At 65.8% G+C, this 15,126-nt stretch carries 13 protein-coding genes and 1 pseudogene; 7 read left to right on the top strand and 7 right to left on the bottom strand.

The window, feature by feature from the left end:
• Together EP26_RS23900 and ftsH are read left to right on the top strand one after the other, a co-directional pair.
• Nucleotides 1–848, top strand: an 848-nt coding sequence (locus EP26_RS23900) for an AAA family ATPase (RefSeq protein WP_157033720.1), incomplete at its 5' end; no start/stop codon positions are given.
• A 167-nt stretch (nt 849–1,015) separates the two neighbouring features.
• On the top strand, nt 1,016–2,971 hold the full coding sequence (ftsH, locus tag EP26_RS23895) for an ATP-dependent zinc metalloprotease FtsH (RefSeq protein ID WP_084112885.1): 1,956 nt from the start codon (nt 1,016–1,018) through the stop codon (nt 2,969–2,971).
• 379 nt (nt 2,972–3,350) lie between these two features.
• Here ftsH and EP26_RS23890 read toward each other — a convergent pair whose 3' ends face one another.
• Nucleotides 3,351–4,709 carry an ABC transporter substrate-binding protein gene (locus tag EP26_RS23890; RefSeq protein WP_043342336.1) on the bottom strand — a complete coding sequence of 453 codons (1,359 nt, stop codon included), beginning with the start codon at nt 4,707–4,709 and terminating at the stop codon, nt 3,351–3,353.
• 225 nt (nt 4,710–4,934) lie between these two features.
• On the bottom strand, nt 4,935–5,156 hold the full coding sequence (locus EP26_RS35220) for a hypothetical protein (RefSeq protein ID WP_157033719.1): 222 nt from the start codon (nt 5,154–5,156) through the stop codon (nt 4,935–4,937).
• A gap of 138 nt (nt 5,157–5,294) precedes the next feature.
• Here EP26_RS35220 and EP26_RS23885 point away from each other — a divergent pair, with 138 nt between their 5' ends.
• Entirely contained in the window at nt 5,295–6,032 is a 738-nt protein-coding gene (locus EP26_RS23885; protein WP_043342335.1) for a Crp/Fnr family transcriptional regulator, read from the top strand.
• A 451-nt stretch (nt 6,033–6,483) separates the two neighbouring features.
• On the opposite strand, the gene EP26_RS23880 is transcribed toward EP26_RS23885, so the two are convergent.
• Together EP26_RS23880 and EP26_RS23875 are read right to left on the bottom strand one after the other, a co-directional pair.
• On the bottom strand, nt 6,484–7,983 hold the full coding sequence (locus tag EP26_RS23880; protein WP_043342334.1) for an MFS transporter: 1,500 nt from the start codon (nt 7,981–7,983) through the stop codon (nt 6,484–6,486).
• Between the two features lie 39 nt (nt 7,984–8,022).
• Nucleotides 8,023–8,835 carry a MauE/DoxX family redox-associated membrane protein gene (locus tag EP26_RS23875; RefSeq protein ID WP_052389599.1) on the bottom strand — a complete coding sequence of 271 codons (813 nt, stop codon included), beginning with the start codon at nt 8,833–8,835 and terminating at the stop codon, nt 8,023–8,025.
• Between the two features lie 47 nt (nt 8,836–8,882).
• Here EP26_RS23875 and EP26_RS23870 point away from each other — a divergent pair, with 47 nt between their 5' ends.
• A complete protein-coding gene (locus tag EP26_RS23870; RefSeq protein ID WP_043342333.1) occupies nt 8,883–9,320 on the top strand; it encodes a MerR family transcriptional regulator in 438 nt (145 codons plus the stop codon).
• A gap of 108 nt (nt 9,321–9,428) precedes the next feature.
• Here the strand turns inward: EP26_RS23870 and EP26_RS23865 are convergent, their stop codons facing one another.
• The 3 genes and pseudogenes from EP26_RS23865 to EP26_RS23855 all read right to left on the bottom strand — a co-directional run bounded on the left by EP26_RS23865 (nt 9,429) and on the right by EP26_RS23855 (nt 11,591).
• Nucleotides 9,429–10,034, bottom strand: coding sequence for an MFS transporter (locus EP26_RS23865; RefSeq protein ID WP_052389598.1), 606 nt, complete (start codon nt 10,032–10,034; stop codon nt 9,429–9,431).
• A gap of 113 nt (nt 10,035–10,147) precedes the next feature.
• Nucleotides 10,148–10,807, bottom strand: a pseudogene (locus EP26_RS23860) (IS6 family transposase); the annotation flags it as partial.
• 67 nt (nt 10,808–10,874) lie between these two features.
• Nucleotides 10,875–11,591 (bottom strand): IS6 family transposase, encoded by a 717-nt coding sequence (locus tag EP26_RS23855; protein WP_043342332.1) that lies wholly within the window; start codon nt 11,589–11,591, stop codon nt 10,875–10,877.
• Nucleotides 11,592–11,805: 214 nt separating this feature from the next.
• On the opposite strand from EP26_RS23855, the gene EP26_RS23850 reads away from it, so the two are divergent.
• The 3 genes from EP26_RS23850 to EP26_RS23840 all read left to right on the top strand — a co-directional run bounded on the left by EP26_RS23850 (nt 11,806) and on the right by EP26_RS23840 (nt 14,614).
• Nucleotides 11,806–12,447 (top strand): hypothetical protein, encoded by a 642-nt coding sequence (locus EP26_RS23850; protein WP_043342331.1) that lies wholly within the window; start codon nt 11,806–11,808, stop codon nt 12,445–12,447.
• 415 nt (nt 12,448–12,862) lie between these two features.
• On the top strand, nt 12,863–13,735 hold the full coding sequence (locus EP26_RS23845; RefSeq protein WP_043342330.1) for an SDR family oxidoreductase: 873 nt from the start codon (nt 12,863–12,865) through the stop codon (nt 13,733–13,735).
• 57 nt (nt 13,736–13,792) lie between these two features.
• Nucleotides 13,793–14,614, top strand: a complete 822-nt coding sequence (locus tag EP26_RS23840) for a sugar phosphate isomerase/epimerase family protein (RefSeq protein ID WP_043342329.1) — start codon at nt 13,793–13,795, stop codon at nt 14,612–14,614.
• The last annotated feature ends 512 nt before the right edge of the window (nt 14,615–15,126 follow it).

The raw sequence follows: 15,126 nt of genomic DNA, 5'->3' as shown, positions 1-15,126 counted from the left end.
GCGCCCGCGCCGGCTTGCAGGACCCGAACCGGCCGATCGGCAGCTTCCTCTTCCTCGGCCCCACGGGCGTCGGCAAGACGGAGCTGGTGAAGTCGCTCGCCGCCTTCCTCTTCGACGACGAGCGGGCGATGACGCGCATCGACATGTCCGAGTACATGGAGAAGCACGCCGTCTCCCGTCTGGTCGGCGCCCCTCCCGGCTATGTCGGCTATGACGAGGGTGGCGCGCTGACCGAGGCGATCCGGCGGCGCCCCTATCAGGTCATCCTCTTCGACGAGGTCGAGAAGGCGCATGAGGATGTCTTCAACATCCTGCTCCAGGTGCTCGACGACGGGCGGCTGACGGATGGCCAGGGACGGACGGTCGATTTCCGCAACACCATCATCGTGCTGACCAGCAATCTCGGCAGCCAGGCCATCGCCGAACTGCCCGGGACCGCCGATATCGAGGCGGCGCGGCCGGCGGTGATGCGTGCGGTGCGCGAGCGCTTCCGGCCGGAATTCCTCAACCGGCTGGACGAGATCGTGCTGTTCCGCCGCCTCGCGCGGAGCGACATGGCCTCCATCGTCGACATCCAGCTGGCTGGTCTCCGCCGGCTTCTGGAGGACCGCAAGATCGCCCTGCTGCTGGACGACAAGGCGCGCGAATGGCTGGCGGAAGCCGGCTACGACCCCGCCTATGGTGCCCGGCCTCTGAAGCGGGTGATCCAGCGCAACCTGCAGGACCAGCTGGCGAACCTACTGCTGGAAGGCCGCATCCATGACGGCGAGCAACTGCGGGTGACCGCTGGACCGGACGGGCTGGAGGTGCGGCGGACGGGCTCGCCGCGTCTCGCCGAGGCGGCGTGAGGCGAGGACGCCGTGACCGTGTCGAAGGGCGGAGGAGGCGTTCACAGACGCCTCCTTGTCCAGAGGGAGGACGGAGCGCGCTTTCGTTGCCGGCAATGGTGCCGTCCTGACGAGGCCGCTGCGAGCCAAGTGGGCGGACCAACCCAGGCACTGAAAGGAGGACAAATATGCCAAGCGATGCTCCCGAGGTCACGAGGGCGAAGCCGCCGGCGCAGTCGGGCACCGCTTGGCTGAACCGGGCTCGTGACTGGTTCTCGCAGGTGCTTCAGCTGCATCCAGACGGGCGTAAGCCGAACAAGCAGCAGTTGGGTGCGCATGCCGGTTACTGGATCGCAGCCTTCATCGTGATCACCTTTCTGCAGAGCTGGTGGGCCGCCAGCCAAGCCGTTCAGCAGATTCCCTACAGCGACTTTCGTCAGCTGGTTCGCGAGCACAAGGTCGCGTCCGTTCAGGTTTCTGGCTCTCACCTGTTCGGCGAGCTGAGGACGCCAACTTCAGACGGCCGAAGGCTGTTCGAGACTACTGCGGTGCCCGAGGACATCGCGAAGGACCTGGAAGCTGCGGGTGTCAAGTTCACCGGGGTGGTGCCAAGCACTTTCTGGTCGAACCTGTTGTCGTGGCTCCTCCCGACCGTCGGTTTCTTTCTCCTCTGGGCATACGGTTGGCGGCGAGCCGTCGCCAATCTCGGAATGGATGGCGGGCTGATGTCGATCGGCCGGTCCCGCGCGAAGATCTATGTTGAGACCGACACCAGGACCACCTTCGCCGACGTGGCCGGCGCCGACGAGGCGAAGGATGAGCTGAAGGAGATCGTCGCCTTCCTGAAAGATCCAGAGGGCTATGGACGTCTGGGCGCGCGCGTGCCCAAGGGCGTGCTCCTCGTGGGTCCACCCGGCACGGGCAAGACGCTGCTCGCACGTGCCGTGGCGGGCGAGGCTGGCGTTCCCTTCTTCTCCATCTCCGGCTCGGAGTTCGTGGAGATGTTTGTGGGTGTCGGCGCGGCCCGTGTCCGGGATCTCTTCGAGCAGGCGCGCGACAAGGCGCCGGCCATCATCTTCATCGATGAGCTGGATGCGCTCGGCCGAGCCCGCGGCGCCTATGGCCTCGGCGGCCATGACGAGAAGGAGCAGACCCTGAATCAGCTCCTGGTCGAACTAGATGGTTTCGATCCCCGCACCGGCGTCGTCCTGCTAGCCGCCACCAACCGTCCTGAGGTGCTGGATCCCGCGCTGATGCGGGCCGGCCGGTTCGACCGGCAGGTGCTGGTGGACCGCCCGGACAAGCCCGCTCGCGCTGCCATCCTCCAGCTCCACCTCAAGCGTATCAAGGCAGCACCCGTAGTAACCGCCGAGCGGCTGGCCGAGTTGACGCCCGGACTGACCGGGGCGGATCTGGCCAATGTCGTCAACGAGGCGGCGCTGCTCGCGACCCGGCGTAGTGCAGATCAGGTCGACATGTCCGACATCAACGAGGCCGTAGAACGGGTGGTGGCGGGTCTCGCCCGCAAGACCCGTGTGCTGAGTCCGCAGGAGCGGGAGACGGTCGCCTATCATGAGATGGGGCATGCCTTGGTCGCGCTCTCGTTGCCCGGCACGGACCCCGTCCACAAGGTCTCTATCATTCCCCGGGGCGTGGGTGCGCTGGGATACACGATCCAGCGCCCCACCGAGGACCGGTTCCTGATGAGCAGAGAGGAGTTGGAGAACAAGATGGCTGTACTCCTGGGCGGCCGCGCAGCGGAGGTGCTGGTATTCAGCCGCATTTCGACCGGCGCGGCGGACGACCTGCAGCGGGTCACCGACATCGCCCGCGCCATGGTCACGCGCTTCGGTATGGCCGAGGAACTGGGGCCGGTCACTTTCGAGCGCGAGCAGCGTAGCTTCCTTGGCGCGCCGCCGCCTGCCTTTGAGCAGCCGCAGCGGGTCTATAGCGAGGCGACAGCCCAGGCCATCGACCGGCTGGTCCAGAAGTTGGTTCAGAGGGCATTCGGGCAGGCCTCCGACATTCTGGAGGAGCGGATCGACATCCTGCACCGGAGTGCGAAGGAACTCCTGGCCAAGGAAACCTTGAGCGCCGAGGAACTGGCCGTCCTGACCGGAAAGGTGGAGACCCTGGCGGCCTAACGATGCCCGAGCCGTCGCGCCCTGGACGAGCTTGTCCTCCAGGGCGGCGATCGCGGTTCTGCCAGCGCTCACGCCGAACTTGACGTCATGAGTTCGACGGCGAGCTTTATCGGGACCGTCGCACAAGTTGGGGTCGCAACATCCTTGGCTGGGAGAGACTCCCATCAGCGGAAAAGCCTGGGGTATTTTTTCAACTCTGATTTCGAGTCAGATCAAAGCGATGCTGCTGGTTGCCGGCATTTTAGCGCGAATGCTGTCGCCAAGAGGACTGCCCGCGTGACGTCATTCAGCGCCATAACGGTCGAGCCCCAATCATGCGACGGTCTCCCGATGATGGTTCACAGCTTGGCCCCTCCCGACCACCGTTGAGCAGCCCTGCTCAGCCGCGTGCAAAATTTTTGAGTTCGCCCTCGGTCCAGGACATGGCCTCGTCGATGGTCTGTCCGCCCTGTGCTACGCGGGCGACCATCTTCGTGCTGATGGCCTGTACATAGGCCTGCACCGCGATGTCCGCCGGCGCAGGTGCGAAGGCGACGGTCAGCTGACTCTGTTGATGCGGCTTGTCAGGGTAGTTGTAAGCGAAGCCCTTCGGCGGCCCCTCGGTTTCCCAGATCTGGAAGTCGGACATGCTCTGGAAGGGTGGGATGTCGAAACCCGAGGTCGCCGTCGACTGCCGCTCCGCGCTCTGCCGGTCAGACAGGAATTCAACCAGCGACTTCGCCGCGGTCTTATTCCGCGCGAAGCTCCAAATGCCCCAGAAGAACGGCAAGAATGGGGCGAACCGGCCCTCAACTCCGCTCGGGAAGGGCGCGTACCAGCATTTCTCGGCAACCTGCGGCGCATCTCGCTTTGCCACCGCCCACGCGGAGGGCGGGTTGAAGATCAGAGCCGACTTGCCGGAGATCAGCGCGCGGTTGTTCGCTGCATCATCCCAGGCCCAGACGTCGTTCGGTAGGTGCTTCGAAAGCCGGACGAGATATTCGACGGCTTGTTTCAGCTTATTGTTGCCGCGCACCGTCACCCGCCCCTCGGCATCCATCATGCTGGCACCGAAGCTGCGGAACAGGGCGCCCACCCAATCAACCGCGTCAGAATACTGACCCATGGGCAGGCCGAAGGGATAGCCCGCGGCGTTGCACTTCTCCGCCGCCTTCAGGAAGGCATCCCAGTTCCAGGTTTCGGCGCCCGGGCCGCGCTCCGCTTTCGCCGGCCACATCGCGCGAATATCGATTCCGGCATGCTCCTGGAACAAGTCATAGCGAATGCAAGCGGACTTGATTTGGCTGCCGGCAACGGCGGGCACGGCGCGCCAGGCGCCGTCGCGCCGCGCCAGGTATTCGGCCGCCGGGTTGACGGGGCCATATTTCTGCTGAAGGCGACCGACCACGTCGTCGACCGGCTCTAGCAGCCGGGCGTGGGAGGAAGGCTCCCAGGTTGGCATGGCGATAATGTCGTGGCCGCTCCGCGATAGCGCCTGGGAGGCGATAGTCAGCAGGATTTGGTTGCCGGCAGAGACCAAGCGGTCGATCTTCACCTCGACCCGGTTCTTGGCGCCCCATTCCTCACAGAGTTCGCGGATGATGTCGTTGCCCGCGGGCACCCAGTGTTCCCAAAAAGCGCAGCGGAGTACCCCCGCTGAACCCTGACTATGAACGTTAAAAACGGGCAGCGCGGCCCCGGCTGCGCCCGCCACGCTTGCCCGCAGCGCCGCGCGCCGGGTCATGCCATATCGTTTCATGGTGCTTGCCTCCCGCGGGCGACTTAGTGCCGCCTCACGGAGGGAGCTTACGCAGCGGCCCAGCCCCAGTGATGGGCGGCGCTACGGCCGCTCGAAACTGTGATTGTGCGGCGGCGCTAAACCGGGTCGGGATTCCTGGCCCGCGACGACGCTGTTGCATGGATCGGGCCAGTGGCGCGGCAGTTTGCGCCAACCGTCGTCAACTGCTTCACCTCCGTCGTGCCATCACTGCGCTCGCCATTCTGCTGCGGCGTGAGGACTGCCAAGGCCTGATCTGGCAAAAGCCTGTTTTCCAGCTGAGGTCAGTTCGCCGGTGTCCCAGTGATTTTCAGTATCCGTTTCGACGAAGATGTCGGTGTCAGGCGGCGTGTGACAGAAGTATTTGATGCAGTCCGCTGACCCGCGCTGCGCGGGACTTATCGCATGTGAAGAGAAGTTCGTGCTCATCGCCCGCTGCCGATGCAACTACCGTACAGACAACTCGGACCGAACAGCATAGCGCCGATGCATCGTCCGTTCTTCCCTGCCCACGGATGACTGAGAGAGGCCCGTGCTCCCGCAATGTCCTGCGAGGAGCCGTGTCTCATGTCCGATCCTGCACCACCCAGCACCTGCAATCGCCTTCTCCAGGCTCTGCCGCCAGCGGACCTGGCCGAGCTGTGGCCGCAGCTAGAGCCGGTCGCGCTGAACTTCCGGGATGTGCTGCAGGTCCCTGAACAGCCAATGCAGGCGGTCTACTTCGTCGAGACCGGGATGGTCTCCATGATAGCCACGCTGGAGGATGGCGACGGCGCCGAAGTCGGCATCGTCGGGTATGAGGGCATCGTCGGGCTGCCGCTCCTCCTGGACGACGATCAGGATGACCTGGAGGGCCTCGTCCAGATGCCCGGTACGGCCCTTCGGATGTCGGCCTCCACCTTTCGGGAGATGCTGGAGCAGTTGCCATCGCTACGGCGCCTGCTGAACCGGTATGCCCTGGTCCACCACGGACAGGTGGCGCGCACCGGAGCCTGCAATGGGCGCCACCACACCGACGATCGCCTCGTCCGCTGGCTGCTGATGGCGCACGACCGGGCCGGGGTAGACACCTTCCCGATAACCCACGAGATCCTCGGCATGATGCTGGGGGTTCGCCGCGCCGGGGTCACGGTCGCGGCCGGCGTGCTGCAGAAAGCAGGGCTGATCCGCTACAGCGGCGGCCGCATCACCATCACCGACCGGGACGGCCTCGAGAACGCCTCCTGCGAGTGCTACGGCGTCACGCGCCGCGCTCATGACCGGCTGTTCGGGCTTGGCACGGGCGAGTTGCCTTACCGGCGCTGATGGCGGCCTGCCAGCGCTTTGAGAGTACGAAAGCGTACTATGAAGGGGCTGCCGGATGCTCTTCGCCACCTTCGCCCAAGCCCGCATCGCCGCCCTGCAGAGGGCCAGCGGCGAACTTGCGGGGCGCGGGGCTTACCGCATGTGATCGGCACAGGCATTTGCCTCTGGTCTCGGAAACCGAGTTCTGACAAGCCTGCTGTCACCCGTGGGAACGGCTGAAGTTGGCCGAAAGCGGACGGGCTGCTCTCAGGCGGTGGCTCGGTGGAAGCAGCCATTCGCCGTTCGCCCATCGAGTAGCTGATTTTCGGCATCAGCAGACGTCGCTCCTCGTCTGGCAGCACGGAGCCCAGCCGCAACAGCGTCGCGCTGGGCTAAAAACTAGGGTCGTGCCCGCAGGGCCTCGGCGCTCCGGCGGAGCTCCGGCAGAGCGCCCGCCGATCCGTGCGGGGGATCATTCCCCAACACTGAGCATCGCCGCGCCTTGCGTGCGCTTGGTAGTAACGGCCGCGGCCGCAATGACAGCGGCAATCAGCAGCATCCCAGCCCCGGCGACGAAGCCTATGGTGTAGCCGTGGCTCAGCGCCGCACTGGCCGTCGCCACGGCGCCCGGGTCGTTGCCTGCGAGGCCCTCCTGGAGGATCCTGCCTGCGTCGGGCAGCCGCTCATTGGCCGCCGATGTCGAGATGGTCGCCAGCACCGCAAGCCCGAGCGCCGCACCGATCTGCTGTGCCGTGTTGAGCAAAGCCGAGGCGACACCGGCCTGCTCCTCGGCGACGCTGTGGACGGCTGTGAGCGTCATCGGCATGAAGCCCATCCCCAGCCCGAAGTAGGTGACGAAGAGCGCGGGCAGAACGTGCCCGGCGTACGAGGATTCCGCCGTCAGCATCGAGAGCCAGTACAGGCCCACGGCCGCTACCAGCAGGCCCGGAACCGCTATGGCGCGCGGTGGGAAGCGCTCGACCAGCTTGGAGCTGATGCCCGCCGAGAGGACGATGCCGACGCTGACAGGCAGCGAGGCGAAACCCGCCATCACGGGGCTGAACTGCAGGACCTGCTGCATGTAGAGCGTCAGCAGGTAGTACGTGGCCATCAGTCCGCCGCCGATGAACAGCACGGCCACATAGGACCCCGACCGGTTCCGATCGCGGAGCAGCCCGAGCGGCAGCATCGGGTTCTGGCGGCCACTCTGGAGCCACAGGAACAGCGCCGCCAGCACGGCCGCGAGGACGAGGGCGCCCAGGGTTACGGCATCACCCCAGCCATGCTCCCCGCCCCGGGTGATGCCGTAGGCGAGCGCGACCATCGCGCCGGTGCCGCTGATCGCGCCAGGGGTATCGAGGCGTCCGGTGTTGCGCTTGCCCTCAGCGAGGGTCCCAGTGCCGGCGAGCACCGCCAGGCCGATAGGGATGTTGATGAAGAAGACCCAACGCCAGTTCAGCATTCCGGTCAGGACGCCGCCGAGCAGGACCCCGGCGGTGATGCCCACCGCGGACATGGCCGCATAGACCGCCATGGCGGAGTTGCGGGGCTTGCCCACCGGGAAGGTGGTGGCGATCGAGGCCAGCACGTTCGGTGCGACCAGTGCCGCCCCGAGGCCCTGCAGGCCGCGGGCGCCGATCAGCATCTCCGGGCTCGTGCCCAGGCCGCCAAGCAGGGAGGCGAGCGTGAACACCCCGAGACCCACCCGCAGCACCCGGCGTCGCCCGAAAAGGTCGCCGACCCGGCCGCCGAACAGCAGCAGGCTGCCGAAGGCGAGGACGTAGGCGTTGACGATCCACGGCAGCGTCGTCGCCGTGACAGCCAGCTCACGCTGGATGCTCGGCAGGGCGATGTTCGCGATGGTGTCGTCCAGCACGAGCATCAGCTGCGCCGTCGCTATTACGAGGAGAGATAGGCCAAACTCGCGGCCGCCCGGAGAGACCCCAGGCTGGCCCGTCTGTTCGGAAGGCATGTGAACTCCTGAAAGCTGAGCGAGGCGCAGGGCGCCGGGTTACATCGCGTGGCCCGCACCGACCGGCAGGCCGAACGCGGCAAGCGCCATCCACACCGCCATGGCGATCATCATCAGGTTCTCGGTAAGCGAGATGACGCCGAGGGGGACATTGCTGGAGCCGCCGACGCAGGCGCACTTGAGCTCGCGTCGGTCGATGTAGACAGCCTTGAACACCGAGACGGCACCTACCGTGCCAACGAACAGGGCTATCGGCACCGATAGCCAGGTGAGCGCGCCCGCGACCATCAGCACGCCCGCCAGCCCTTCGGCAAAGGGGTAGATGTAGCTGTAGGGCACCCACCGCTTGGCAAGCATGTCGTAGTTCAGGAACATCGTTGAGAAGCCCTCGATATTCTGGAGCTTCAGCAGCGCCAGCACGACCATCGAGAAGCCGATGAACCACTCGGCCGCGCGGACGGTGAACGCGCTCCCTGTCACGGCGTGGCTCGCCGCCATGGCCATTAGCGCGGTCATGGCGAATAGCGCGACGACTGGGCGGTAAGTCGTCGCCTTCGGATCCGCGACGGGCTTGCCCAGGAACCTGCGCAGGTCGTCGTAGCCGCCGATGCGCTCGCCACCGATGAAGACCTGGGGTGTCGTTGCGACCCCATGTTCAGCCTTGAAGGCGTCGGTCCCCTCGCGCGTGGAGAGATGGTGGTCCTCGACCTCGTAGCCGGAGCGCTCCAGCAGGTCCTTGGCCTTGAGGCCGTAGGGGCAGGTGTGGTGCGGCATCACCATGCGGTGGATGACCGCCTTTTTGGCCACCGCGGGGCGGCTTGGTGCAGGTGAGAGGGTGGTTGTCGCCGACATGTTCGGTCTCCTTGAGATCCAGTCGGCGCTGATATAGGGTGCGTACTATGGTACGGAGTCAAGGGGTTCGATTACCGCCTGTCAGTGAGCCTCACGGAGGCCAATCGCTGACCATCGGCGAGCTTGCCGCCGCCGGTGGCGTAGGCGTCGAGACGATCCGGTTCTACCAGCGCAAGGGCCTGCTCAGGACGCCTGCGCGAGGGGACGGGATCCGGCACTACGGCCGGGAAGACGTGCGCCGCCTGCGGTTCGTCCGGCAGGCGCAGACAGCGGGGTTTACGCTCGAGGAGATCAGGGAACTCCTCGATCTGGATGCTAGTGAAGACCGCAGCCGTGCCCGTGAGCTTGCGAAGGCCCGCATCGAGGCGCTCGACGCCAAGATTGCCGACCTTCATCGGGCCCGAGATGCCCTCCGCCGGCTGGCAAGGAAGTGCGGCGAGGGCAGCATCGGGCCCTGCCCCATCCTGACCTCCTTTGACGTTTGACGCGGGCGGGACCTCAATGACGGTTTCCACCCCAAGCGGGGGCGGCTGATAGAATTGGCCACCAAAACGGTCCTTGAATTATGAAGGCGTGCCGCGGCCGCTGATGGCTCAGGCCTCGACTGATCTCGGCAGAGCGGCGGCTTGCCTCTGCCGAATGGCCTGGAACAGCATGTAGAGCGGCAACATCGCTGCCACCAGCACAGCAGTGAGAAACAACGGAGTCGCGGCGCTGCTGGTCCCGTCCTGCAGCCATCCAGCCGCGGGCGGCAGGGCACCGTTGCCGATGTAGAGCCAAGTATAGAACAGCCCCATGCCAATCGCCCGGCTCTCAGGGCGAAGTGCCTGGGCGGGTATGGCCAGGATGACCCCGACGGGCAGGCCGAGGACCAGACCGGCCCCGATGATGGCCGCACCGGACACTCCGGTTCCCGAAGCGAGCAGCGCGAGGCAGCCGGCCCAACCCAAGGCTCCGGCCGCCATGAGGGCAGTGTGTCGCCCCCGAGCCTGACCGAGCAGGCCCCCTGCCTGGACCGACGCCGCGGATAACCAGATCGCGGTGCCTACGAGCAGCCCGGCCTCGGCGGTGCTGCGCCCCTCGCCGACTAGGAAGATCGGCGCGAAGCCGATCATCACGGACACGGAGCCGTTGAAGATGCCCCAGATCCCGCCCGCGAGGCAGACCAGCAGGGCTTCCTCGGCGGAGATCCGTCCCATGGCGACGGTCCCCGCTCCGTCGTTCGGGTGCTTGCCATAGGCGATGAGGACGACGAGGAGGGTTGTGTTGCAAAGTTTGCGGCAGGTTGTGAATGGGCGCGACAGGCTCCAGATCAGGCGGCGACATCGAACAGGTCGGCGATGAAGTTGGCCTGTGCCCGCATGTCGCGCCCGCCAACCCTCCGCACCTGGCCCTTTCTCATCATCGCCATCACCTCGTAGCCCGCCAGTGTTCGTCGTGCCGTCCAGAAGCCACCGAAGCCGAGCCCCGGTCTGACCAGGCGTTTAACGCGCCGATGGTCTTGTTCCACAATGTTATTGAGGAACTTGCATTGTCGTAGCCGGCTGAAGCGCCACAGCTCGTCGTCTGCCTTCATCTCCGCCGTGGCGCACGGGTAAGCTGGGTTCTTGTCCACCGTGATCGTGCGCGGGTTCACCGTATGCGGCTGCCCGAGTGCCTTGCGAAAGAAGCGCTTGGCAGCCTCCGCGTCGCGCTTGGCCGAGAGCAGGAAGTCGATCGTCTGCCCACGACTGTCGACCGCGCGATACAGGTACATCCAGCGGCCTTTCACCCGAACATAGGTCTCATCGACTCTCCACGGTCCGTTGGACATACACAGATGGGGCCGGAGCCGCCGCTCCAGCTCCGGTGCATAGGCTTGGATCCGGCGAAAGATGGTGGTGTGTGCGAGGTCAACACCGCGGTCCTGCAGCATGAGCTCGAGATCACGATAGCTGATCGGGAACATGAGGTACCAGCGAACTGCCCAGAGGGCACCGTCAACTTGTCGCCTTCAGGCCGAGCGAGCTGGCAAGCTGAGGACGATGCGGGCAGGGACTTTAGGCTGCTACAGCAACCCTGCTGATCTCCGCCCACATCTCGAACGCCCGCACCCTTGCGGCTCGGTGTTCACTGGCGGAGACGTGGTCGCGGCGAAGATGGGAGAGGTTGGCGATCTGATCGTGGGCGGAGAGAAAGCGTTGTGGCTGCCGCGCTGACTTGAAGCGCTTCATCTGCCGCTCTCGTCGGCGCGTCGGCTGGTGTGAATTCTGGGCCCGGTTGTTCAGGCCTTTATGCTGGCGGTGCTCGACACCGGGCATCACCTCCCGCTTGGCCGCCCCATAACTCGGGAGCTTGTCGGTGATCATGATGCGGGGCGCCCGGCATTGCTGCTTCAACAACTTCCGCAGCAGGCGCTTCGCCGCCCTCTTGTCGCGCCGGCTCTGGACCAGCACGTCGAGCACCATCCCGGCCTGATCTACGGCACGCCACAGCCAGTGCTTTACCCCGGCGATCTTGATAGCCACCTCGTCGAGATGCCACTTGTCACCAGCACAGGGGAGTCTCCGCCGGATCTGGTTGGCGAACTCCTGGCCGAACTTAAGCGCCCACTGTCGCACCGTCTCGTGGCTGACCAAGATGCCACGTGCCGCCAGCATCGCCTCGACCATGCGCAGGCTGAGGGGGAAGCGAAAATACAACCAAACCGCGTGGCTGATGACCTCAGCGGGAAAGCGGAACCCGGCATAGAGGGGGCTGGCGGCTGACGATTTCATTCCGAATATCTACCGGACCCGGGGGCAAGCGGGTAACCCCTGCCAAGTTGACGGTGCCCGCGCAGCTTCTTCCAGAACCTAACGTTCCGTCACGCTGCCTGACGCAAAGCCACCCAGAGCGGGCCGATAAGGGACTGTCTGTGGGCGATGTGTTGCTGGCGACGGTCGCCCTACCTAGGTGTGGTGGACTGATTCGCGCATCCAGGAGCCCTTTATGGCGCCGTCAACCTCTCCTGACATCCACCAGGCACTGGCGTTGGTTGCCAAGGCAGTCGCAGACGGCAGCCTACCGATTCTGCTGGATGGCAGTGAGGAGACGCCCTGGGGAGACAAAGAGGCGACGCCGCTCGCCCGGATGGATGCAGAGAGCGGGGAGGTGCTCGGCGAGGCCGCCCTGGCGGTGGCATTCGGCGCCTTCGCCGCAAGGGGCGGGGATGGAGGTCCAATTCACACGCTGGTTGCCTCAATCGGTCTGATGGCGATGCTGGCTGGGGAGGAGCCGGACCCGCCGAAGGAGATCGCCTCGGTACTCACAGACGGAGACAAGGTGGAGGTTGAGATCGACCGGGCCGGGAATCTGGCAGACGAAGAGTTTCATAAGACACAGTCCAGCGATGACGCGATCGCGGCGCTTGAGGCGCGCATTGTCGGTACCGCCATCACCCTCGCAGGCTGTACGCTTCCAAAGGATGAGGATGGACAGGAGGCAGTGCGGGTGCGGGCCGCACGCTACTTGGCGAGGCTCTCCGCGGGACTGCTGGTGATGAACCAGGCGATCCGTGCCAAAGCCGAGGCTAGCCAGCCTGGACTGAAGGCCGCGAACAGCGGACAGGACACTACGCTCGCTTCCAAGTGATCCGGCCTGGGTGGCCTTGAGCTACGCGGCGTACCGGAATGTCTTGTGCTCGAAGAAGCGGGTGCCCGGCCGGGTACTTTTGCCAGCTTGCGCATGTGCCCGACCGCGGCGCTTGAGCATGCTGTACGGGATTAATGTTGAGGCTCTTGTCGGGATCCGGGGTGATGGGGCCCATCACCCCGGATCCCGACAAGAGCCTTGATCCTTTCGGCTACGGCGAGTTCATTGATGGTGCCGTAGCGCCCCGCCTCCAGCATTGCCGCCGCCAGAACGCCCGGGCCCAGCGCCTTCACCAGCGTGCTGTCAGCCTGCGCCCGCGACAAGGCACCCCGCGTGGAACCGGTGTCACTGGCTGGCGCTGACCACCTTGGTCGCCCCGGTCGTCTGGGTCATCTAGAACCGAAAGAGAGATGGCATGAGCGAGCACGAGCGACGCCCCGCCCCGCAGGCGCTGGCCGTTGACCATGACCAAGCCGCGCCGGGCGACCAAGCCCGCATGCGCCTCCAGCCCGATACCGACCTCTCGAACTATCGGGCGGCAGGCAAGCTCTCGGGCAAGGCCGCGTTGATCACCGGAGCTGATTCCGGCATCGGCCGCGCCGTTGCGATCGCCTTTGCGTTGGAAGGCGCCGACATAGCCTTTGCCTTCAACCATAGCGAGGGCGACGCGGCCGAGACCCGGCGCCTTGTGGAGCAGACGGGACGGCGATGCCTGCCGATGATGGTCGATGTGACGGTGGAAGCGGACCGCAGGCGCTTGGTGGCGGAAGCGGCTGGCGCCTTCGGGCGCCTCGACGTGCTGGTGAACAACGCCGCCTATTTCGACGGCGACGGAACGCTGGAGCAGATCGAGGCCGACGGGCTACGCTTGGTCTTCGAGACTAATATCATCGCCTACATGCTGATGGCCAAGGCAGCCCTGCCCCATCTGGAGAAGGTCGGCGGCTGCATCATCAACACCTCGTCCACTACCTCGATCCTCGGCAAGAAGGGGTCCCTCGCCTATTCCAGCAGCAAGGGCGCGGTGAATGTGTTCACCAAGTCCCTCGCGTTGGAATTGGCGGAGCGTGGCGTGCGGGTCAATGCCGTCCTGCCGGGCCCCTTCTGGACGCCGGCGATCGCCACCTCCTCCCCGGAAACGGTCGGACAATTCGGCACCTTCACCATGCTCGGCCGCGCCGGGCAGCCGGAGGAGATCGCGCCGGCCTATGTGTTCCTGGCCGCCGACGGCAGCTTCGTCACTGGCGCCCTCCTGGAGGTGAGCGGAGGCTTCAAGTCGGTGGATTGAACCTTCAGGACGCTTCGCGGCGGCCGCGAGCCTGCCTGCCGCACAGGGAATGCATCAATGCCGCGACCGGGGCCGCTCTCGCTCAACACTGCCACCGTCCGGGAGCGATGGGGGCTCGCCGAGTGCGCAGACGGCTGCTCCCGCCGCGGCATCTCTGCCATCTCTCCCTGGCGGGATGCGCTGGCGGATGCGGGCGGGGCGGAGCGCGCAGCTCGGCGGATCCGCGAGGCGGGCCTGGCGGTCAGCAGTCTTTGTCGCGGCGGCATGTTCACCGCTGCCGATGCAGCTGGCCGCCGTGCCGCGATCAAGGACAACCGGCGCGCTATTGCGGAGGCGCATGCGCTGCGTGCTGCCAGCCTCGTCATCGTGTCCGGCGGCCTTCCGCCGGGTTCCAGGGACCTGGAAGGCGCGCGGGACATGGTGCGGGACGGGCTGGCCGAGATTCTGGACGAGGCGCGTGCCGCTGGCGTGATGCTTGCGCTCGAGCCACAACACCCGGTGGCCTGCGCCGACCGCTCGGTGCTTTCCACCCTGGCCCAGGCGATTGACTTATGTGACGAACTGGGCTGGGGCTTGGGCGTGGTCATGGATGTGTGGCAGGTCTGGTGGGATCCAGACCTCGCGCGTCAGATTGCGCGGGCGCAGGGCCGCATTGCCATGTTCCAGGCCAGCGACTGGCTGGTGCCCACGACCGATCTCGCCCCTGATCGCGGTATGCCGGGTGACGGCGTGATCGATATTCCGCGCCTGCGCGCCATGGCTGAGGCCGCAGGCTACCGGGGTCCGGTCGAGATTGAGGTTCTGTCCCGGCGGTGGTGGTCACGTGACCCCAGCGAGGTGCTCGGCGTCGTGCAGGAACGCCACGCTACTGCCTGCTGACCGCCGGGTTCTGCGGGTGCGATGGCATCGCTTGGGTTGCGCATAGGCACTGCGTCCTCATCGGTCGTTGCAGGGCAGTGCAGTCGCGCTTGCCTGGGTCCGGCGCAGCCCACAGTCGCGGCTGCGGCCGAGCCAACCCTCCGGCCGGCGACGCGTTCCTATCTGCTCGCCGGGTGTTGCTTAACTAGCCAGCCCATCTGTCAGGAGGAGCATGATAACCGTTCCACGAAGCTCCCTTTTGCCTCGCCGAACGGCGCTCAGCATCACAGCTGCGACCGGGCTGACGGCTTGTGCGCAACCTGCCAGTACCCAGTCCGTGGGAACGCAGGCGCCGGGACACGTCATCCTTCTCGGTGACTCCGTTCTTGACAATGCGGGCTACCTGCGGGGAGGAGGGCCCGATGTCGTCGCCCAACTCGGCATGCGCTTCGCCGTGTTGCATAGGTCAGCTGCACCGACGTACTGGTCCCTGCTTGCGTTCGGCGTCATGCGACGCGGACGTACTCCGGCCG

The sequence above is a fragment of the Belnapia moabensis DSM 16746 genome, assembly GCF_000745835.1.
Classification (GTDB): Bacteria; Pseudomonadota; Alphaproteobacteria; order Acetobacterales; family Acetobacteraceae; genus Belnapia; species Belnapia moabensis.
This window is presented reverse-complemented; position numbering and strand designations above follow the sequence as displayed.